The organism is Bradyrhizobium oropedii (assembly GCF_020889685.1).
Classification (GTDB): domain Bacteria; phylum Pseudomonadota; class Alphaproteobacteria; order Rhizobiales; family Xanthobacteraceae; genus Bradyrhizobium; species Bradyrhizobium oropedii.
The window spans coordinates 12,937-34,923 of sequence record NZ_JACMYO010000077.1; the positions used below are offsets into that span (position 1 = coordinate 12,937).

The following is a 21,987-nucleotide window of genomic DNA, read 5'->3' on the forward strand; positions in this document are numbered from 1 at the left end:
GAAGACGCGACGGGCCAACAAGAGAGACAAGATGACTAGCCTAGTCCTGGTGGATGCGCGTCCAGGTGCTGTCGAGACAACGTTCGTCCGTCAGTGGGCCTTCGGCTGACCATCGGGCCAGTCGTATTCGGTTGCGATACTGCGCATGATTTCGTCAGCTAACTGACCGCCTTGATCCCCGTTCGTCATGATGACCGCGCCATCTCCATTCTCATACATCGTCATCAGGCTGACGAAGCCATCGTTGACGCCTGCATGCAGAAATCGTCGATGCGGGGCGACCCCTAGTACAATCGGACCAAGGCCATAGTTGCCAAGGCCGGGTGTGAGCATCTGGATGGCCGTAGTTTGAGACAGGACGGAAGCATCTCGACCGGTCCAGGCCCGGACCACACCTAGCGCAAAATGCGCAACGTCAGTAGGTGTCGTCCACAATCCTGCGGCAGCCAATTCGGGATAGATGTGCGGACCGCCCGGCACCGGCTGTCCCGTCGCTCGGTAGGGTGTAGCGGCCATTGGAGCGTCATTCTTGCGTGGCGGTTGGAGAAAACTGCTGTGCGTCATTCCGAAGGGCTTGAGGACAAGTTCTTCAAGTAGTGTTGGGAACGGCTTCCCGGTTACATCGATGAGCAATTTCTGCACTATCGTATAGCCGCCGCTAGAATACTCGAACCGGACGCCGGGCTCATGATCGACAACGACAGGTGCGGTGTTTGCAAGAGCGCATAGCGCAAACCAATCATGCGCTGACGGCTCGAACCGGTTTAGATCACGACACCACAGCGGCGCCCCATTGAGAACGTCGTCAAGTGACGGAACTGGTGCGCCTGCAGGATATCCCGGAAAATATGGAACAGTTATGCCGGCCGAATGGTTCAGCAGTCTGCGAAGTGTAACCTTGGATCGATCGGTGAACGAGTTAGCAGGTATTTTCCAGCTTTTGAGGGATAAGTTGACGTCGCCGTCGAGATCGAGTTCTCCGGCCTGAGCCAATGCCAGCGCAGCCACGGCGGTAACCGGTTTGCTGATTGAGGCAGCCTGGAACAGCGTTTCAGGAAGGACAGGCGGTCCACCAATGGCGGCAACCCCGAACCCGCGAGCCTCGACTATGCCGCCATGAACCACCGCGATGCTGACGCCAGGAACGTGCAGTGCGTTCATCCGGTCGGCGAGTGTCATCGGCGGCGCGCCTGCGGTGGCAGCCCGCAGTCCATCCACGATACGTTGCATGCGCTGTTCGAAATCGCCGTTGCTGCCTGGGAGCGCGCCGTCCTGTGCACGCGAAGCGGGGAGGGTTGCGATGCTTCCTATGATGACGAGCAAGGCGATACGGCCGACGTTGAGAGTCATCAACATGGAGCTCCGCGGGCATTGGACCATGCGAGCATTTCTAGCAAGAAGGCGGTAGGTCCGGTAGGGAAGTCGTCAACCGTTGGGTCCGCCGTCTCTGCCGGTGCTATCCGCCGCCGCGGGCGCTGCTGCAGCAACCCGTCCCAGACGGCTGCCGAGCTCTTCCTGGTCGGCGCACGTTCGGGGCCGGCCGGCCCTGCTTTTGGTGTGATCGAGGAATGGGTAATCCGAAAGGGTCGAGCCGCGTATCGATCCAAAAGATTATGCTTGCGAGAGAAACGGAGCGCACCAGAAGCAGTGCGCCTTTAATCGATAGAGTTCGAGCGCTTCTGAGAAAAACGAGCCGAGTAGAGGGTGCAGTATATGCCGGTCTTGGTGCGCTTCTCCGGAGGTTTGGGAGGCGGCGTGGCTTTGAATGCAAGGAATTTTTTGACGGAAAGTGATGCGTTCACGCAAGCACAGGAAGCGGCGTTCTTTGCTTCAATCCGCTTGCGGAACGGCACCTACAAGACTACCGATCATCATCGCCTCGATGATCTCAATAGGCTCGTAATTGATGAGTGGAAGAAACTCGGCAGCAAGCCGAGCCAGATCATGGACGTCGGCGTATCATCAGGGATTTCCTCAGTCGAATGGGCGGATGCCTTAACGAGCGCTGGCATCGAGGCGAAGATTCTGGCGACGGATCTCTGCATGCGCGGAAGTCTCGTGCGCCTGTTGCCAGGATATGAAGTCCTTCTCGATCGCGATGGCAAAGTGCTTCAGCACATCGTGGCCAATCGCCCGGTGCGCTGGTACCTGAATGGTCCCCGAGATTTTCTCAAGGGCAAAGGATTCGTGGTCGCCGGGCTGAACACACTTGCAGGCGTGCTGTTGCCTCTGACGAACATGCCAGAAGGAGGGAAGGATGTCCTTCTGGTGAACCCGCATGCCCGCGACGACGCTCGGCTAAGCTTTGCCGAGGATGACATTCTGGCGCCCAACCCTGCTGAACTGCGCGGCCGGTTCAACGCAATCCGCGTGTCAAATCTACTCAATCATGGCTATTTCAACGAAGTGCAGTTGCGCGGCGCGATCGGCAATCTGAGGGATCGCCTGGTCGGTGCCGGTTCGTTCCTCATTGTGAATCGAACGCTTGCGAACGGCGCCAATCACGGCACGCTCTTCCGGCTCAACGGCGCAAGCAAATTTGAGACGATAGCTAAGATGCGAGAGGGCAGTGAGATTGAGAGCATCGTACTGTCGGCTTGACGCGGGACGATCGAGCTTCTTGATGGAGGCAAGGCTCGCTCTTTCACTACACGAGCTGAGAAGCCGTACACCCCGAGTTCGCGGGCAAAGCGTCGCAGAGCTTCTTTTCATAGGGCGGTCCCATTAAGCACGAGGTGTCGGGTGCGTATTCTCTCGATGGATTTTTCCATCCCTTATCTGATGAAAGATGAGAACTACCCGATTGGCGGATGGGCGATCGAGCTCGCAGTGTGGCTTCGTGCGCTTGAGAACGCCGGTCACGAAACCGCTGTTCTCACCTGGAAGGGGGCGCTGGAGCACGTAGGTTCGGGACAGCAGATCAAACTTATTGAGACCTACGATCCCGCACGCGGAATTCGGGTCGCGAAGTACTTCTATTCGTATATCCCGAAAGTATTGGCAGCCGCCCGCAGCTATCGCCCGGATATTCTGATCCAGGGAGTATGTGGAATACACACCGCCATCATGGCGTTCGTTGCCGATCAGCTGAAGGTTCCGTTCGTTTATCGCGTTGTGAGTGACATTGACGTCGATGAGCGATGCAAAGCTCTTCTTCCGTCTTATGAATGGATATCCTATTCGTGGGCCAGGCATCACACCGCCGGGTTTCTCTGTCAAAATGAGTATCAGCGCGGGAAATTGACCGCGCTTTTTCCGGGCAAGCCGATCCACGTCCTTCATAATCCGTTTGCGATAGCGGAGGACGCGGCTGCTCCGTTGCCGCGCGCAAGACGCGGATACGTCGCCTGGCTCGGTGTCTTCCGCTATCCGAAGAATCTACCCTTGTTGTTTCGGATTGCCCAGGCATTGCCGGACGTCAAGTTTCGCGTGGCGGGGATGACGTCGCCCAATACCGATCAGTCGACGCTGGACGCGTTGAATGGCTTGCGTCAGCTGCCAAACGTGGAATTGGTTGGCTATGTGCGGCGGGCGGACGTTCAGCAATTTCTATCGGAAGCGACAATGCTTCTCTGTACGTCGGATTTCGAGGGCTTCTCGAACGCATTTCTGGAGGCGCTCGCCGTCGGCGCACCGATCGTGACGCGCCGGCATGTTGATCCGGACGCGATCGTCGAGCGTCATGTTCTCGGCGCTTCAGTTGAAGACGAGTTGGCGCTTTCAAGATCTGTGAGTGAGATTTGGAACATGGACGCGGCTGAATACAACGCGCTCAGTCGGCGATGCCAGATTTATGTCAAAGCAAATCACTCCCCGATGGTGAAGACTCACGAGTTGATTGCGGCTTTGACACCCCTTGTCGCCAGGTCGAGGCACTCCGGTACACCTGTTACGACTGAGCCGCTCGCTCGTTGCTGATCCAGATCGGCGATGAGCAATGCGGGACGCACACGGTGAGGCGTTCAGTTGGAACCGCCGTTGATCTTGCGTCCGGCGTCAAGAAGCAAGACAAGGGTGCTATCGGCACCGCGCGACCGCTAACGACGCTCTGTTAGCGTGAACCGCCAGCGAGGCGGACACGCTGGCCGCAAGGCTGCGCATCGCGATGCAATTGGGGATGCATTCCAAGAGCTGATGCCTGGCGGTAGTCCTTATTTTCCCTCGATTGAACCCCTCGATAAATTGCATCATGATTTGAATGGGTTACGGTACGTATGACTGCGCATTTTGCGACGGTCGCGGCACCGAACAGGGATGGCAATGAGAATAGTTTTACCTCTCATCTTCGCGCTGGCTGGGAGCGTCGCGGAAATCTCCAGTGGACCGAGATCGGGCACTGCCAATAGAGGTGGTCAGGGAACGCTGTTGGCCGAGGGCTCATCCGCCGAGGCCTATAGTGCTGCCGGCACCGATGGGAATACAGCAACCAGCGGAACGGCTGTCTCGTCGATCTCGTCATTCTCCGGTAAGCCGCGAACCCGCTTTCAGATCGGCGACGTCAGCTACGGCGTTCATGTTGCAGACCAGGGTTATAGTCTAACCAATCCCGACCCCCAGACCCTGCGTTTCGAGGTCCGCAAGGGCGACCATGCTTGGTACGACAGCTCGTCCGTGGATCGCTCCGAGATCAATTCCACGGTGACTTATCCCGCTGCTACGCCAATCACGCTCAGCTATCAGCTCATGGTGGAGGCGAACGGCAACAACGGGGCGTTCGTGAACAGCGCGACCGGTTGGTTCATCGTCGGACAGTGGCACAACGATGATGACGCCTCGGGCGTCGGCACCTCGCCTCCGGTCGCGCTGAACATGCAGGGCGATCGCCTGCAGGTGCTTGTACGCTACTGCCGGCCGGGCAAGAACCCGAGCAACGGCGCAGGCTTCGTCGTCACCAAGACGCTCTGGACCGACCCCAACCCGATCGTGACTGGTAAATTTCACGACGTGAAAGTGCAGGCCCAATTCTCGAACGACACGACCGGCTACCTGAAAGTTTGGATCGATGGGGCACCGGTCGTGAATTACAGCGGGCCGCTGGGCTATGGGGTCGGCACCAACTGGGAATTCGGAATCTATCGGTCGTCGGCGCCCGAGACGACTGCCGTCGATTACCGAAATCTGATGATAACAACCGGGTCGTTGACATCTGTCTCGCCAGGGCGACCATGACCGAGGGTGCGCTGCTCCACCGGCAGCTGCCTGAAGGGATCGCGTCGCGCACGGGCAATGAAGGTCCGCCATCCACCCCGATATCAAATATTGGACCACTCCAGGAACGTATGGGAGGTGTCCTTAGCAGCGTGTCGCGATGAGCTGGACGTCGAGGATGCGGCGTAGAATCGGCAAGTTCGAAACACGCCACCCGAGACTCCGCGGCAGCCAGCCGACAACGGTTTCGAGCGCGGTCACGACGCCCAGCGGCAGCGTCGTCTGGAAGTTGCGGATGCGAACGAAAGCCTCTACCCGCGCGAAACCCACGGAGCGGAACAGGTCCGCTAGCTCACGGTTCGCGTACTCGCGCAAGTGAAAGCCGCGCGCCACTTCATCGATGCCGCGCGAGATGTCGTGCGGACCGGTCAGGCGGCTCGGCGTGATGCAGAAGTATTTTCCACCGGGCTCCAGCGCGGCGAACACGTTCGCGAGTTGGTCGCGCGCGTCATCCGGGTGGAGGTGTTCCATAAGCTGGTTCGAGAAGATTAGCGTCGCCGTTACCGGAATGTCGATGCCGTCGGAGAGCACGACTTCAAGATTCGGTGCGCTCGCGCCACGCGTCACCGTCTCGGAGACATCGATCGCGTAGGCCTTCCGCACGTGCGGCGCCACGAGCATCGTGAGCGCGCAGTCGCCAGCTCCGATCTCCGCATAGACCGTGTCAGGGTTCAGGAACGGACGGAGCGTGTCGAACAGCTCCAGCAACCCGGCCCGCTCCTCCGCCCCCTGGCTCTTACGCACGAGCTGCGGGTGGTACGGGACTTCGCGATACAGCTCTTCGTACACGGAGCTGTAAAGATACCTGCGCTCTGCGCGCGAAGAATTGCGCAACCGGTCCGCAAGCCCGATCTCCACATTGTAGTGGTGCGCGCGCTTCGGATCCATCAGGTATTGAGAGCTCATGATGTACGATACCTAGCCTGTCTGCCCTAGTCTGGTGCCTTATGTCATCAGTTTTGCTTGCAGCGAGGTACTATCGAGCGCTTTCTGACATGCGAGGAGAATTGGGATCTATCCGCATTTCTCTCTCAGTTTGAATACTTTTTCATAAGCACCCAAAAGCTTCGTCGATGCGTGATGCCAGGCGAGCTCGCCATTAATTCTCTTCTGACCGAATGCGCCCATAGCTTGGCGCCTCGCCGGATCTTCCAGGAGCTCCAGTATTTTGTCGCCGAACTCGGCGGTGTCCGCATTCTGCACGTACAACGATGCATCTCCCGCCGAAAAGCGGCCCTCTGTGAGGTCGAACTGGACGATGGGCTTGCCTAGCGTCATGTACTCCATGATCTTGTGCATCGTCGATTTGTCGTTCATCGAACTGGGGCGGTCCGGATTTACGCAGACATCCGCCGTCGACAGAACGGTGAATAGCGTGTCGTCATCGACACGGCCAGTGAATGTAACCATTTCATCCAGTTCAAGAGCCGTCGCGAGCATCTTGAGGTCCTCCAGCTCCCGTCCGCCTCCGACGATCACGAACTGGATATCATCGCGGTTCCGTGTCTTGCGGATGTGCTTGATTGAATCCAGCAACAGGTCGAGCCCCTCTTGTCGCGCGATGACACCCACATATCCAACAAGATACTTTCGTCCTTTCTTCCAGGAGGGGTCCGGTGGAAGTGAGCGAACTCGGGACACATTCGGAGCGGAGCGCACAACGAACACACGATCCGGGCTCATTCGGCCCCGTTCAATCGCAATTGCGCGATACGATTGATTGGTTGCAATCGATACGTCCGACAATGCGAATGTCACGCGTTCGAGTAGCACCATGACACGCCAAAGAAGGCCACGACGGCCGAATTTCGCCTCGTAGAGCTCCGGATTGACGTCGTGCTGATCGAAGACAAAAGACTTCCCGAACAAGAATTTATGAAATGCCCCGACCAGGAAAATCAGATCGGGCGGATTGCACGCATGGATGACGTCAAATCCCCGCGTTGCCTGTACTTTCACGCTCAGCACGAATTCCCAGAACAACGCCACGCTGTACTCTACTGCGTAGCCCAGCACGCCGCGACCCTCCGCGGGCATCCAGTGGCGATAGACTGCGACGCCCTCAAGCATCTCGAATGAGGCCGTTGCGCCTGGTCCCTTGGGACAAATCACAGACACCTCGTAGCCATGCCGCGCCAATGTGGTCGCTTCCGACCACACCCGACCGTCGAACGGGACAGGAAGATTCTCGACGATAATCAGAACCCGGCCACGAACCGAGCCAACGCCCGCTTGTTCGGATTTGGGCACAACGGTGTTGTCATGAGAGAGTGTTGACATCAATGATCCGCTTTGCGTTCAGCGCCATTTGCTTCGCCCACCCTCGGGTATCGATGACAAGGTCGAACAGCTCCGACTCGGCGGCGGACTTTGCGATCAGCAACTTGCGAAGGGCGGGCAGATTGGCGAACGCATAGCCAAGGTTCTGCCCCAGCAGTTTCGAAGGCTCAACGTGTGGATCGTAGATCGACAGGCCAATGTGCAAGCGAAGGAATTTGCGAGCCAGGTCGATATTGGGACTTTCGCGAAGGTCGTCGCTGTTCTCCTTGAAGGCAAGCCCCAGCATAAGTACGCGTCCGCCGGGCGGGACTGCTTTCAGGCAATTCTCGAACAGGAAGTTCTTGTGCTCGTCGTTCGATCTGAGCACTGAATCCACGAGCCAGGTGTGCGCCCCGACGTCGCTGGCGATGTATTGGAGCGCACGAACGTCCTTTGGCAGGCAGGAGCCGCCGAATGCTCCACCCGGCCGCAAATAGTAGGGTGAAATGTTGAGCTTGGTGTCGGAAACGAAGATCTTGTGCACGGTTGCCGCGCTAACGCCGAGCTTGTCGCAAACGCGACCGACTTCGTTGGCAAAGGCGATCTTTACCGCGTGGAACGAGTTGTCGACGAACTTGGTCATCTCCGCCGTACGATAGGTAGTGTAGAAGACGGGCACAGCGATGCTCGCGTTCAATTCGTCAAGGACCGGGCACCGTTCCCCGTCCTTTGTTCCGACCACGATCTTCGGCGGATTGAAGAAGTCTTCGATCGCTACCGACTCGCGCAGGAACTCGGGATTGTAGACGACCTCGACGAGGTCCATTCTGCCGTTCAATGCGCTCTCGAAAATCGGGAGAACCAGATCCTCGATGGTGCCGGGCCGCATCGTGGAACGAAACACGACAGTTAGCGGTGTCGTGCGAGTGGGGCCGATTAGGTCTGCGATCTGATGGGAGACTTCGGCGACGAAGCTCATGTTGTGAGATCCGTCCGGCGCGCTGGGCGTTCCCACGCACACTATTGCCAGCGCGCAGCCGTCGAGATGCGCGCTAGCGTCCTTCGTTGCGGTCAGCAAGCGCTTTCGGACAGCAGATTCCACAAGTTGATCGAGGCCGGGTTCCGTAATTGGAGATTTCCCCGCATTGACGATCGCAACTTTTTCATCGCTGATGTCGACGCCGATGACTTCGTGCCCTTGCCTTGCGAGGCAAGCCGCTGCCGTCATGCCTACGTAACCGAGTCCGAATACCGCTATTTTCATCTTGATCCATCACACGCATCAGGTTGCGCCGGCAACACTGGCGGCTGTTGGGGTTGTCTGCGAGGTCGACGGCTTCTTTCAGAGATAGTTCTTCGGATAGGCACTCCGAGAGAGCGTTACGCGTCCGCAACGCCTTCCAAAGTGCAGCCCGATAGTATTCGTTCGGGCTTGCGGAGCCTGAACTTTTTCGGGCTACCTATTCCGGTTTCGGCAGGAGAAATCGGACGTTAACGGCGCTAGCCGATCCGCATTCCGGTCGTAGGCGGAGGTTGATCGAACTTCCAGGCCGCTGAGCTATTCGATGATGGATCGGCCCGAAACTCTTGGTCAGTTCGAGCCGCAGCGGCGCGTGGTAGCCGCGGCCTAGAGGATCACAAGTTGGAGGGGCGAACGGAGGGGGCCACCCATGCTCGAGCTTCATGACAGACGCAATATGCCTGGGCCAAAGCGGCTTGATCGCCTCGCTTTGGTTCGTCTCCAGCTATGCGCGAGAACGAAGTAGATGACCGTAATTGTCACGAAGTTCAGATAGATATCGCCGAACGGCCACCCCGACCCGGTATCGGATCGGTTCTGAGGCGGGCGAACCATGCAGCTGTTCGCGATGAACGCACCGGACATCCGCCGAGCCGCCTGGCGGGACGTCGACCATCGCTCGAACATATCCGTCGATGTACTCGTACGCGATGAGGCGTTGGTTGACCTCAACACCCTTTAGGGCAGCGACCTGTGGTTCGTGCTTCATGACGCAAATCCGTCGCGTCGTGGCTCCGCCGTTCTCGAAGAGAAGCCGCTCGGCAAGCATTTTTACCAGGATTGTTTCGCCATCGGATCGAATGCTGTAGCTGCGGCGAACGGCATCCTCGAGAGGTCGCCAGCAGAGTTTCCACTGCAAGGATGCGAGAAGCCGAAGAAACATCGCGAGTTCGCGACCCTGGCCGCGGAGAAGATCGTGATGTCCGGCAATGAAGCACGGCTTGCCCAAGAGGCCGTCAAACGCAAAGTTCTCGATGCCGTGGTCAATGTATCGCCGGGTAAAGATCGGGAAGCTCGCATACCGGACTATGGCGACACTCCAGAGATCAGCGAGTGTGGTTTCGTTCAAGGCATCATTGGTAGGTGCGACCTCGGTGTTCACGGCCGCGGTGAAGCCATTTCGCTTGAGCGCCGAGGCTGCCTCGGGCGAGAATGCCCCTTGCGGGAAAACCATCACGTTTTCGTGGTCAAGCGCGGTGTGGTGACGAAGGGCCTGCATCCGCATTCTGGCGGTTTTCAGTTTTCTGTCGAGCAACTCGGGCGAGCGGCCTGCAAACTCACCTCGTGTATGATCGCAGCCGTGCACGCAGATGGACAGTTTCCCGCTGCTTTCGCGAAAGGCGGCAACAGTGCCGCGGTTTGTTCGTCTCCAGTTCCATGGAATGAAGGCAATGGTCGTTGCGAATGTCAGCTTGTCCGCCAGCTGCAGCAGGTCGTCAAAATCGAGGAGACCGTACCGCGGCCACAAAGGTGGATCGTCAATGATCAGGCAAGCGCTTGTCTCAACGCTCGTCAAGCAAACGTCGCGGAATGCCCACTTCAGATACATCACGATTGGCACCGCGCCGGCGAAACACTTCTTCACATCGAAATAGGCTGCGGTCCGTTCGCGAACGTCCACCATCGTCAATGAAGAGTCAGAAAAGAAGCGGACACCGGAATAGGTGAACTCGGCGAACAGATGTCCTTCGCTCACTCCGACGATGCTGTGAAGGGTGCTATTGCGGACGACGAGCGTGGTATCGTGGCCCCGTTCCAGTTGGATTTGCAGTCCCGACATTGGGCCGCACATTTCTGGAAAAGAATCGGTGACTGATACGATCGTTGGTCGCTGACCGGAGTCGCGGATTTCCGCCTCGGGATCTCCGGTGATCTGACGCAGGAGGGACTTGCAGGGGTCCGTTACTTGAAATCCATAGACGAAAACGGAAGTGGCTCCCGCCAACCACGTCGGCAGCGATTCAGACTTGCTGCGTTGTAGGACGTCGGCGAGACAGGTCGCGGAGGTCAAGATGGAGAATTGCTGATGACCTGCTGTTCGCGCGGCAGCATTGTCCTCGTGCGCTTCGTCAGCTGTCAGGACCGTCCAGGGAATTTCGAAGAGATCAAGAATTCCGGTCAGGTTGCAATCATTGGTCGATGGATCGCTGCCGCGAAGCAGAACTGCGATCGAAGTGCCTTTGGCCATGGCGTCGGCGTTTCATCCGTGGGTTGTGCCTCAACTGTTGGTCAGGCCGCCAAGCCTCCTGCAGATTGTTCGCGACCTCGCGAGGAAGCCTATACGAAAGATGGCGAAGTTTCCACCATGGGCCGGATACGCAATGATAGTCCCGGCCTAGCCAATCTGCGGTATGCGATACGGCGGGCTTATCGAGATCAGATTGGGCCTCTCGCAGTCAGCGATTTGTAAATCCGGCGGTCGGGCGTGAGCGCAAGTTGGTAGCACTAACGTTCTGCGAAAGCGCTGCCTCGGGCGCGATGCGACGCGTCGGGGTGCCGCAAACGAATTGCCGATGTGAGCCATCCGTGGAGGCGTGACGAGAGGAAGACCGCGTGCTGTTGATCTATGGTCCGAGCGTGACCAGGACTGCAAGTCAAAAAAGATGATTGATTACAATGTGGTGCCCGGCTCCTTGGCGTGCTGGGTCAGGCCATTGCACTGCGTGCGAAGCTCCTGGATGCCGCGCGCAAAGGCGGGGGTACCCCCGATGGGCGTGAGTCATAACCCGTGTTCTACAGCGGCGCGGGCGCCCAACCGGCTATCCTGTTTGAACGCACGCTAAGGCCTTCAATTAGGGAGCCAACATGGCGAGATAACCGTGCTCGTGAGGATACTGATTTTCACCATTGCTTTTCCTCTGGCGTGATCGTGGCAAACATGTCGAAACAATTCTATTCCAAATTTGTTCCTGGCTTAGTCGATACTCAGAGCAAGACCGCCGGTGCGGACATTGAGACCGCAAAAGCCGGCCCATCGCTCGCCGTCATCGGGTGCGGCTACTGGGGCACTAAACACATCCGTGTTGGCCACGATATCGGCGCACGGGTGTCGATGGCCGCCGACATGCGGTCGGACACACTGGAATACGTCAAATCACAGTATCCGTCTGTCGCCGTTTCGCGTGACTTCGATGCGATCCTGAATAACCCTTCCATCGACGGGGTGATCATCGCAACCCCTGCCGTGACGCACTTTGAGCTGGCGCGGGCAGCCCTTGAGGCTGGAAAGCACGCGCTCGTCGAGAAGCCGCTGGCTATGACGAGCGCGCATTGCCGCGAACTGATTGCGATCGCCGAAGAACGGAATCGCGTGCTGATGGTCGGGCATACGTTCGAGTACCATCCGGCGGTGAGTGTCATGCGCCAGATGATCCGGAGCGGCTCTCTCGGCGAGCTCTACTACATCGATTCACGGCGCCTGAATCTCGGTCTCTATCGGCCCGATGCCAATGTGCTGTGGGACCTGGCGCCGCATGATCTTTCGATCATCTTTTTCCTGCTCGAGGAGACCGCGCACAACATCGGCGCTTGGGGTTGTGCGCACGTTCTGCCGGATGTCGAGGATGTTGTTTACGCCAAGTTGGGCTTCAAGAGTGGGCCGACCGCCCATGTACATGTTTCATGGTTGGATCCCGTCAAGGTGCGGCAGATCACGGTCGTCGGCAGCGATGCCATGCTGGTGTTCGACGACGTGGAGCCGTCCGAAAAGGTTCGCGTTTACCAGAAGCGCTTCAGGCCGCGGATCAACGGCGATTCATACGCCGACTTCCAGTCGGCCTATCATCATGGCGATGTTCATATCCCCGCGATATCCAGCAGCGAACCGCTGAAGCTCGAGTTGCTCGACTTCGTCAACGCGATCAAGACGGGGACACAGCCCGTTGCGAACGGAGCGCATGGCCTGCGCGTCGTCGAAGCGCTCGAAGCTGCATCGGAGTGTCTACGGCACAACCAGGAGCACCGTAGTAACGGAACGCATCAACCTGCGTTTCTGCGGCGGAACGCGTCGGCGGGGGCTGCCGAAATTGTCGTTAGATGAAGCCTTGCGATGGAAGGCGAGCCCGCGGGAGTTCGTTAAGCGGGTGCTTGACATCGCTGTGAGCGTCACCGCGATCCTGCTGCTGGCGCCGGTTCTAGTAGCGGTGTGGGTCGCGATCCGCCTCGACAGCCCTGGGCCGGCGATCTTTTGCCAGCGCCGGGTCGGACGAGGCGAGAGGCCGTTCAATTGCTTCAAGTTCCGGACGCTTCGTCACAAGGCCGACGATAACATCCATCGCGACGCTATTCGTCGGGTTTGGGCGAAGGAGGTTCTCTCGAACGACCCTGATGCCCCGTACAAGCTGACAGATGACCCGCGCGTGACGCGCGTGGGGCGGGTGCTGCGGAGAACCAGCGTCGACGAGCTGCCGCAACTCGTCAATGTGTTGCGAGGCGAAATGAGCATTGTCGGTCCGCGCCCCGCGATTCCTTATGAACTCGAGTACTTCCGCGACTGGCATCATCGACGTCACATCGTGAAGCCCGGCATCACCGGGCTTTGTCAGGTTCGCGGCCGTGGTCGCCTGGGCCCGGACGCGATGCTCGAGATGGACGTTGAATATGCAATGAACTGGACCTTGTGGACCGACCTGAAGCTGATTGCTCTAACGGTTCCCGCGGTGCTGCGAGGCCGCGGTGCTCGATAGGGTTCTCGGGCATGGATATGGAATCTGGTGAGGTTTGAAAAATGAATATTCCGTTCGTTGATCTCAAGGCACAGTATGCGACGCTAAAGGATGAAGTGGCCGACGCAATTCGAGGCGTTCTCGAATCCACGCAGTTCATCGGCGGCGAGGCAGTCGCTTCATTCGAGAGGGATTTTGCCGCCTATTGCCAAGTGCCCTATGCGCGCGGTGTGGCGAGCGGCACGGACGCGATCCATCTGGCGCTGAGGGCGTTGGGTGTTGGTCATGGCGACGAGGTGATTACAACCGCCCATACCTTCATCGCCACCGCGGCGGCGATCGTAGCGACAGGAGCGCAGCCGGTATTCGTCGATATCGATCCCGATACCCACACGATCGATCCGAGGATGATCGAGCGGGCCCTGACAAGCCGCACCAAGGCGATCGTTGCAGTTCACCTCTTTGGCCAGCCGGCCGACATGGGCCCAATCAAGGACATTGCACGACGGCGTGGCCTCTTTGTGATTGAAGACGCAGCCCAAGCGCATGGAGCGGAGTATCAGGGGATACGAACCGGGGCGCTCGGCGATGTAGCCTGCTTTTCGTTCTATCCGGGGAAGAACCTCGGGGCATATGGCGATGGAGGAGCGATCACCACCAACAGTGCAGTGATTGCCGAGCGGATCGAACGGTTGCGCGACCACGGTCGAACGACACATTACAACCACGCCGAGGTCGGGTTCAACAGCCGGCTCGATGCTCTCCAGGCCGCAGTTCTCCAAGTCAAGCTCCGGCGTCTGGATGGGTGGAACGACCATCGGCGGCGTGCTGCGGAGTGGTACACCGCGGAGTTGAGACACTCGGGCATCAAGACGCCTTTCGTCCGAACGGGGTCCACGCACGTCTACCATTTGTACGTGATCATCACGAACGAACGGGATGCAATGCGCAAGCGGCTCGACGAGGTCGGCGTGGCGAGCGGAATCCACTATCCGTTGCCGCTGCATCTCCAGCCAGCGTTCGCCTATCTCGGCTACAAGCAAGGCGATTTGCCGTGCTGCGAAGCGATGGCCGCTCGATCGTTGTCGCTACCGATGTTTCCGGAGCTCACGCGTGACCAGGTGCGCCGTGTCGCTGCGACCGTGCTAGCTGTTGCGGAGCGCGAAAGCCACCAGGAAATGCGGAAGCCCGTCGCGATGCATGCCGACGGCGGGAAGGTGTGACGATGAGTCGAATTAGTCCACGAGCGGTGGTCGAGACCGAGGCGATCGGAGCAGACGTGACGATCGCTGAGTTCGCAATAGTGCGGCCTGATATTGTGATCGGCAACAGGGTGGTCATTCATCCGCATGTTGTGATCGAGAGTGGGGTGAGAATTGCCGACAACGTCGAGATCTTCCCAGGCGCCTATATCGGAAAGGTACCCAAGGGTGCGGGCGCGTTGTCGCGTGCGCCGCATTTCGAGGCATGGATCGATATCGGCGCCGATTGTTCAATTGGCCCGCATGCGGTCATTTTCTACGACGTCTCGCTCGGCGCGGGGACCCTGATCGGTGACGGCGCTTCGATCCGTGAGCAATCGCGGATCGGCTCAAAGACGGTTGTCGGACGTTACGTTACGGTCAATTACAACACGCGCATTGGCGATCGCGTCCGGGTGCAGGATCATACCTGGCTGGCCGGCAATATGACGATCGAAGACGACGTGTTCATATCGGGCTGCGTCGGCACCTCGAACGACAATGCAATCGGCCGGAACGGCTACGATGGCTCGCCGATGCTCGGGCCCACTATCGCGCGCGGCGCGGCGATCGGCGTGGGAGCCAATCTCCTGCCGGGCGTCAGGGTCGGTATCGGCGCTATCGTCGGCGCCGGCGCGGTAGTTACGAAGGACGTGCCTGACGGCACGCTGGTCACGGGCGTCCCTGCGGAAATCCGACGAAAGCTCAGCGGGGTTGCCGGCACTGCCAAGGCCTCAACGGAGTAGTCGTGAGGATCCTCTGTGTCACCAATATGTATCCGAGCCCGCAGAGACCAGGGTCCGGAGCCTTCGTGTACCAGCAGGTAGAGCAGCTGCGCCGGTTCGGCCATACGGTCGACGTCATCAATATGGTCGGATCCCAGTCGAAGCTGAACTATCTGAAGGGCACCGTTGATGTCGTGCGAATGACCGGCGCGACAACATACGACATCGTTCATGCGCATTATGGATATTCGGCCTTTCCCGCAATGTTTCGGTTGCGCGCGCCACTCGTCATCACGCTGCACGGGACCGACGTACTGGGGAATATCCTTGAAAGATTGTCTACGCGATTTGTGTCGCATTTCGCCGACGCCGTTGTCGTCGTGTCTGAGGAGATGCGGAGGCGGATTCCCGGAATCGTGATTCCCTGCGGGGTCAACCTCGGCGTATTCAAGCCGTACGATCGCAACGAAGCGCGAGCGCGACTGCAATGGCCCAACGATAAATTTGTCGTCCTGTTTCCGTTCGATCCGACGCGCCCTGAGAAGCGATATGATCTGGCACGAGCGTCAATCGACCGGCTGGTGCAGGAAGGCGTCGATGCGCAGCTGATGACGGTTACCAATGTGCCGAACGAGGAAATGCCCTGGTACTATAGCGCGGCAAACGCCTTGCTTCTCAGCTCGGATTATGAGGGGTCACCGACCTCCATCAAGGAAGCTCTCGCGTGCAATCTTCCGGTGGTGTCGACCAATGTCGGCGACGTCCGTGAACAGTTGAATGGCATCGCGGGGACGCAGATATGTCCGCCGGACGCTGGCACGATCGCGCGCAGCCTTCGAGAGGCCTTTGACTGGTCGGTGAACGGCGAGTTTCAGGGGCGGGCGGCAGTGGCGAGATACGACCAGGCGTTCACCGTGGAAAGGATCATCGGAGTATATACCGACGTCATCTCCAACTTTAGGGCAAGAGCGCAGGGCAGGCGTTTGCTGCGGAGCGGATGATGGCGATGAGCTTGGCGGAGAGAATGTCGTTACCCGGGTCGTCGCTTTGGCCAGCGTGACGCGAGGTCGTTGTCGTCAGGGATAAGCTAGAGTGAAGCAGGCTCTCACAAACGGCGTGATCGAAGTGGCCCGTCGGTCTGGCCTGCTGCCGGCATTCCGCAAGATCTTTGCGGGCCGGGCGGCAATTCTCATGTTCCATGAGGTCCAGCAGGATGGCCGCTCGGAATTGATGACCGGGACTTCAGTCGGCCTCTTTGAGTATTCGCTCAATTGGCTGCGGCAGGAAGGCTGGGAGATTGTCAGTCTGGCGACATCTCTCGAGCGGTTGGCGTCGGACCCCGGGAGGGGGGGCCCCTATGCGGTGCTGACCTTTGACGATGGCTACCGGGACAATGTCGCGACCGCGCTTCCAATCCTCGAGCGATACAACGCTCCGTTCACGATCTACGTTCCCACTGGCGCGCCGAAACGGACGTTGCAGGCGTGGTGGCTGGGTTTGCGTGAAATGTTTCGCTCTGGAGACACGGTAACGATCGACGCGATGGACAGGCGATTCCATTGCCCTCGATTGCGCGAGAAAATGGCGGGTTTGAACGAGGTAACTGAGTGGTTACATCAAGATTATCGCCGGATCGCAACGCTTGATCCAACGTTCAGAAAGGCAGGCCTTTCGTTATCGGACTTGAATGAGGCATATTTTCTGGATGAGCGCGAGCTTCAAGACTTGGCGCGGCATCCTCTTGCGTCAATCGGCGGGCATACCGAATCGCATGCCGCCTTATCGTGCCTCGATATTGAGCCCGCAAGGGCCGAAATGGCAGATAACCGCTGCTATCTGGAGCAATTGCTGCAGCGTCCGGTTCAGCACTTTGCTTATCCTTACGGTGACTCCAAAGCATGCGGCCCCAGGGAAGCGAGCCTTGCAAAGGACATCGGCTTTTCAACTGCCGTGACAACCCGGCATGGGCAGCTGTCTGATCTCAAGTCCGGTCATTTTGCGCTTCCTCGTCTCGGCGTAGGGGGGCCATTCGATACGATAGCTAAATTCGAGGCACGCATCAGTGGCATTCAATCCGCGGCCCATATGCTGCTGGGGTCCCAACGTTGAATGTAGGGCTGAACCACTCACTGCAAGGTGAACTGCATCGGCCCGCTCGGGAGGGCGCTGAAATGCGCATATTGCACGTTATCGAACGTCTCGGCCCGGGAGGAAAGGAACGGCAAATCGTCGAGCTGCTGAAAGGACTTTCCGCTCACAGTGACATAAGGTCATTCGTCGCCGTCATGGACAAGGACGAGGTTCGCCTTGAAATTGACCGCGAACACGCACAAGTCATTCAGCTCAATCGCAGAGGCAGAAAGGATCTGCGCCTTTTCAAGACCCTGTACGAACTGGTTGCCGACCTGAAAATAGATATCGTCCACTCGTGGGGCGCGATGTGCTCCGTCTATGCAGCGCCGGTTGCGAAAGTGTGCCGGACGGCCTTCGTAAATGGGTTTGTGCGAGATGCGCCCTCGCATATGACACTCTGGAATGAGGGGTACTTGAGAGGCAAGCTGACGATGCCATTCTCAGATGTCGTTGTTGCCAATTCGCGGGCGGGCCTGGCTGCCTATGGTGTTCCCGAGCGCAAGGGGCTCTGCATCTACAACGGGTTTAGTCCTGAAAGGGTCTCCAACCTGAAGGACAAGACCGAACTTCGCAGCAGTCTGGCGATTGAGACGCCGCACATTGTCGGGATGGTCGCTAACTTTACGCCCAGAAAGGATTATGAAACCTTCGTCGAGATGGCATGCCGCATTTGCCGTCTTCGGGACGACGTCACGTTTTTGTCTATCGGTAGCGGTGAAACGTTGCAGCATGTGCGCGACAGCATCCCGACTGAACATTCGCGGCGCATAAAGTTCCTGGGGCGGCGGAACGACATAGAGAGCATTGCCAACCTCTTCACCGTTGGCGTTCTCACTACCAATAGCCAATTGCACGGGGAGGGCATTTCCAACGCAATAACCGAGTGCATGGCGTTGGGTAAGCCGGTTGTTGCAACAGACGATGGAGGCACTTCTGAGTTGGTGCTGGAAGGGCAGACCGGATTTCTTGTGCCGAGCCATGACGCCGGTGCTTTGACCGATCGCGTGCTCAAGCTCCTCGACGATGCTGAACTTTCTGATCGTTTTGGTGCTGCAGGACGTCGGCGCGTTGAAACAGCGTTCTCACTGGATACGATGTGCGATGCATATCTCTGCCTTTATCGGAAAGTGGCCTACAACTGGCGCGACCACGCGCGATAGGGTCGATTGATCGTTTGGTCGTTCGACCCTATTCTTGGCAACACGACGTGCGATTAGAGTTTTGCTGAAAGGGAAGGGTGTTGGCCGCAAATGGTCGGGCCGTGCAGAGGTGGGTGACGGACTCGCATGGTGGCGGTGGTCGCTCTCTTCCGCGCCGGCGATCGCCCAGATGAGTAGGGATGGTCGTCTCGGTTGAGCCACCCCAAAAGCAACGCGTGATGCTGTCCACGTTGTTCGCCTGTGTCTGGCCAAACCTCAGTCTATTGTTGCGCATGGTCCCGATCGCCGTATCGAGCGCGTTTGCCTTGGGCGCTCAAATCGGTTCAGGAACGGAATGCCTCGCTAGAATCTCCAGACTTGACGGCTTGAAGGCTCGCAAGAACAGCTCCAGGTTGGCCAGAGACCAGAGCACCTTCTCGTGGTTTTGACGGCGGGCGAGATGCTCGTTGACCAACTGCCTCAAGACATCCCTGTCGCAGAAGGATGCCACACGCGCGCCGTCGCAAACTAGCAAATCGGAGATGAATTGGCGATAGGGACCGCGAAACCACTCCTCAATTGGCACACGAAATCCGATTTTCTTGCGCGTTAGAATCCGCGCTGGAAGAGTGTTCTGCATCGCTGCTCGCAGTACTGACTTGCCGCCGCTCCGACCGACCAGGAAACTGTCCGGAAACCGCGCTACAAGCTTGGCGAGACAGATGTCCATGAATGGCATCCTGCCCTCAATTGAGCCTGCCATCATCATTCGGTCAGCACGTTCAAGGAGGTTGTCGGGTAGCCATGACGTCTGATCGAAGAACAGCGTGCGCCGGACATTCGAGCCGGCGGCCATCGAGAACGGATGGGAATCCGGCGGCGTTACAGGTAGGGGGCGTCCGATAATGCGATCCCGTTCGTTAGGGGAAACTCCGCCAAACCAGAGTTGCATCCGGCTCGGCCAATCCCGCTCGCCCGCTGCACTGGTCACGATCTTGGCGCGACGCATATCGTACGGAAGTGCGCGCATTGCGGGTGATATGATGCGATCATGAATGGTCTGAGGAACCAGTCGTTGATAGAGCTCGATCCACAACTCAGCTCGATGCTTGGGATACCCGCCTAGCAGTTCGTCTGCTCCTTCTCCAGTAAGGACCATTTTCACTTTGTTCGCCGCCACATGCGACAACATCATAACCGGAATATCAGCTGGCTCGGCCGCAGGGCCGCCGCGACGCAGAATTGCGGTTGGCCAGCTCTTCAGGAAGTCGTGCGGCTCCAGCACGATCTCCTCGTGATTGGTGTCGAATTGACGAGCGATGGTGCGGGCGTGATCAAGCTCGGAGTAGCTCGCTTCACGGAAGCCAACCGAGAAGGTGCGCACGCGCTCGGAGCTATGGCGGACCATGGCAGCGACGACCGCAGACGAATCGATGCCGCCAGACAAGTAGGCTCCAAACGCAACGTCGCTCCGCATGCGAATCCGCACGGCATCATCGAATGTCGCCTTGAACATCCGGACGGCCTCGCCAAAGTCCGTGATGTCGGGCTCTGCTGATGCCAACGGTGGTGTGAAATACCGAGTGATGTTCATGCGACCCGCGCGCCACACCAGATGGCAGCCCGGGGGAAGCTTGCGCACGGCTTGAAAGAATGTTCTGGGGCCGGGAACATATCGATTGAGGAGATAGTGCTCGACGGCGTGCGGGTCGATCCGGGTATCCATGCCCGGAAACTTGAGGAGCGGCTCGATTTCCGACGCGAACAAGATCCCTGCGTTCTCGGCTATGAACAGCGGCTTCTTGCCGAACGGGTCGCGCGCCAGGACAAGCTGCTGGGTCCTCGCATCCCATAGCCCGAACGCGAACATGCCACGGAAGCGCCTGATCGAATCTAGTCCCCAAGCCCGGTAGGCTTCGATCAGTACTTCCGTATCGGAGGACGTGCGAAACGCATGACCGAGAGAGACGAGCTCCTCGCGTAACTCAACGTAGTTGTAGATCTCCCCGTTGAATACGAGACCGATTGAGCGATCTGCGCTCCACATTGGCTGGGCTCCGCCCTCGATATCGATGATCGAGAGACGCCTATGCCCCAGGCTGACTTGATTGCGCTGGTCGGCAGTGTCGCCCTGCCAGTGGCCCGCGCCGTCGGGGCCCCTGTGCTTCATCAGGTCGGTGAGACGGACAAGAGTTTCGTAGTCTTGCCGGTGCTCTCCCCGGAGTACCCAGCCAAAAATCCCGCACATAGCTCCTGCCAGTTTTCGCATCCGGACCATGCGGTAGCCCCGGGGTGCCCCTCAACGGGAAAGGCGGACTAATCCTTGCAGGTTGCGTCATCTTGTCCTCTCGACTAACTCGCGAAATGCGCGCGCATCACGCTCGCCCTTGGCGTCAATTGCGTCATATTCGGGCTTCGCCGTGTCGTCTTCTGCGAACCAGGTCTCAGTGGCCTCGATCGTGGCGGACTCTCCTGATCTCCGAAGTCGCGCTTTATGTTCAGGTAGATCCAGACGATTTTCATCGTCTCCTCGGAATGTCAGCCCATCACATCAGGTCGAAAGATTCGTAACTTCGCTTAACCTCAGCTTGGTGCCGTCCGGCATGTGCTACGAGAGCATATCCTCGTTGCCGACCGCGATCCGGTCGCATCGCATGCGCAGTGTGATAGTCGCGCATGTCCGCTACGAACTAGCGGCGGGATATTAATCGGCCTCGGTGCAGACTTGCTGCCAACTGAAGGCGTCAAGGATCGCTCCGACATGAGCGAGCCTGCCCGCGACATTGATGTAGTCCATGTCTCTGTAGGCGCGGTTTTGCGCGAACGTTCCATTGAACGCTCCGCAAATCCGCAATTGCGAATGCGGTCGTGGTATCGTCGTGATTGAACCGCCCTTGCAATCATTCTGATCACAAGCCGGGGCGGCCAGGGCTATCTTGAGACCTGATAGGCTCTCTTGCCGATCTGATCGCGGCGTAAGCTGCGCAGGACGCAGGCACTTTGCATCGGCAAGCTCGGTCACCTGCGGTTATGTGCAAGAAGGGCCGCATTCAGCGGGATCTGAAGCGCTGACGATGGCCAGCGCCTCATTGACAATATCAGTGGAGAACTTTTTTGCTCCTGTTGTTGCGATCGCGCTGAATTTGGCTGCAACGACAAGCACATGTCGCAGGTGCCGGCCGGTTGGCCGTTTCAAACTATCGCCATGCTAACTAACTTTTTTTGCCATACTCGCTCATTAACCAGCCGACTCAGCAGTTGGGGATGGGCGATTCGCACTGCATTGGAATGTGCACGCAGTTGATGCTGCGATGCATC

16 protein-coding genes are annotated in these 21,987 nt (G+C 58.4%); 10 read left to right on the plus strand and 6 right to left on the minus strand.

Features of this window, described 5'->3' with window-relative positions:
- Positions 1-90: 90 nt before the first annotated feature.
- Positions 91-1,350 (minus strand): serine hydrolase domain-containing protein, encoded by a 1,260-nt coding sequence (locus tag H8A95_RS21720; RefSeq protein ID WP_229184947.1) that lies wholly within the window; start codon positions 1,348-1,350, stop codon positions 91-93.
- 354 nt (positions 1,351-1,704) lie between these two features.
- Here H8A95_RS21720 and H8A95_RS21725 point away from each other — a divergent pair, with 354 nt between their 5' ends.
- From H8A95_RS21725 to H8A95_RS21735, 3 genes are all read left to right on the plus strand, one after another.
- Positions 1,705-2,601, plus strand: coding sequence for a hypothetical protein (locus tag H8A95_RS21725; RefSeq protein WP_229184948.1), 897 nt, complete (start codon positions 1,705-1,707; stop codon positions 2,599-2,601).
- Positions 2,602-2,742: 141 nt separating this feature from the next.
- The gene (locus tag H8A95_RS21730; RefSeq protein WP_229184949.1) at positions 2,743-3,918 is read left to right on the plus strand and encodes a glycosyltransferase family 4 protein; all 1,176 of its coding nucleotides are present in this window, start codon (positions 2,743-2,745) and stop codon (positions 3,916-3,918) included.
- A 447-nt stretch (positions 3,919-4,365) separates the two neighbouring features.
- Positions 4,366-5,169 carry a heparin lyase I family protein gene (locus tag H8A95_RS21735; protein ID WP_229184950.1) on the plus strand — a complete coding sequence of 268 codons (804 nt, stop codon included), beginning with the start codon at positions 4,366-4,368 and terminating at the stop codon, positions 5,167-5,169.
- 123 nt (positions 5,170-5,292) lie between these two features.
- Here H8A95_RS21735 and H8A95_RS21740 read toward each other — a convergent pair whose 3' ends face one another.
- The 4 genes from H8A95_RS21740 to H8A95_RS21755 form a co-directional block, all read right to left on the minus strand.
- Positions 5,293-6,114: a class I SAM-dependent methyltransferase gene (locus tag H8A95_RS21740; protein ID WP_229184951.1), complete on the minus strand. Its 822-nt coding sequence runs from the start codon at positions 6,112-6,114 to the stop codon at positions 5,293-5,295.
- 108 nt (positions 6,115-6,222) lie between these two features.
- Complete coding sequence (locus H8A95_RS21745; RefSeq protein WP_229184952.1) at positions 6,223-7,488, minus strand: glycosyltransferase family 4 protein; 1,266 nt, start codon at positions 7,486-7,488, stop codon at positions 6,223-6,225.
- A complete protein-coding gene (locus H8A95_RS21750) occupies positions 7,469-8,731 on the minus strand; it encodes a nucleotide sugar dehydrogenase (protein WP_229184953.1) in 1,263 nt (420 codons plus the stop codon). The genes H8A95_RS21745 and H8A95_RS21750 overlap by 20 nt, the downstream gene beginning before the upstream one ends.
- Positions 8,732-9,212: 481 nt before the next feature.
- Positions 9,213-10,955 carry a polysaccharide deacetylase family protein gene (locus tag H8A95_RS21755; RefSeq protein ID WP_229184954.1) on the minus strand — a complete coding sequence of 581 codons (1,743 nt, stop codon included), beginning with the start codon at positions 10,953-10,955 and terminating at the stop codon, positions 9,213-9,215.
- A gap of 690 nt (positions 10,956-11,645) precedes the next feature.
- Between H8A95_RS21755 and H8A95_RS21760 the strand changes: the two genes are divergently transcribed.
- The 7 genes from H8A95_RS21760 to H8A95_RS21795 all read left to right on the plus strand — a co-directional run bounded on the left by H8A95_RS21760 (position 11,646) and on the right by H8A95_RS21795 (position 18,690).
- Positions 11,646-12,806, plus strand: a complete 1,161-nt coding sequence (locus H8A95_RS21760) for a Gfo/Idh/MocA family protein (RefSeq protein ID WP_229184955.1) — start codon at positions 11,646-11,648, stop codon at positions 12,804-12,806.
- A 43-nt stretch (positions 12,807-12,849) separates the two neighbouring features.
- Positions 12,850-13,452 (plus strand): sugar transferase, encoded by a 603-nt coding sequence (locus tag H8A95_RS21765; protein ID WP_229184956.1) that lies wholly within the window; start codon positions 12,850-12,852, stop codon positions 13,450-13,452.
- Between the two features lie 41 nt (positions 13,453-13,493).
- Positions 13,494-14,654 carry a DegT/DnrJ/EryC1/StrS family aminotransferase gene (locus H8A95_RS21770; protein ID WP_229184957.1) on the plus strand — a complete coding sequence of 387 codons (1,161 nt, stop codon included), beginning with the start codon at positions 13,494-13,496 and terminating at the stop codon, positions 14,652-14,654.
- 2 nt (positions 14,655-14,656) lie between these two features.
- Positions 14,657-15,418, plus strand: coding sequence for an N-acetyltransferase (locus H8A95_RS43855; RefSeq protein WP_274617451.1), 762 nt, complete (start codon positions 14,657-14,659; stop codon positions 15,416-15,418).
- Between the two features lie 26 nt (positions 15,419-15,444).
- Entirely contained in the window at positions 15,445-16,398 is a 954-nt protein-coding gene (locus H8A95_RS21785) for a glycosyltransferase (RefSeq protein ID WP_229184961.1), read from the plus strand.
- A 91-nt stretch (positions 16,399-16,489) separates the two neighbouring features.
- The gene (locus H8A95_RS21790; RefSeq protein WP_229184958.1) at positions 16,490-17,506 is read left to right on the plus strand and encodes a polysaccharide deacetylase family protein; all 1,017 of its coding nucleotides are present in this window, start codon (positions 16,490-16,492) and stop codon (positions 17,504-17,506) included.
- Positions 17,507-17,568: 62 nt separating this feature from the next.
- Positions 17,569-18,690 (plus strand): glycosyltransferase, encoded by a 1,122-nt coding sequence (locus H8A95_RS21795; protein WP_229184959.1) that lies wholly within the window; start codon positions 17,569-17,571, stop codon positions 18,688-18,690.
- Positions 18,691-19,003: 313 nt separating this feature from the next.
- Here H8A95_RS21795 and asnB read toward each other — a convergent pair whose 3' ends face one another.
- Complete coding sequence (asnB, locus tag H8A95_RS21800) at positions 19,004-20,938, minus strand: asparagine synthase (glutamine-hydrolyzing) (RefSeq protein WP_229184960.1); 1,935 nt, start codon at positions 20,936-20,938, stop codon at positions 19,004-19,006.
- Positions 20,939-21,987 lie beyond the last annotated feature (1,049 nt).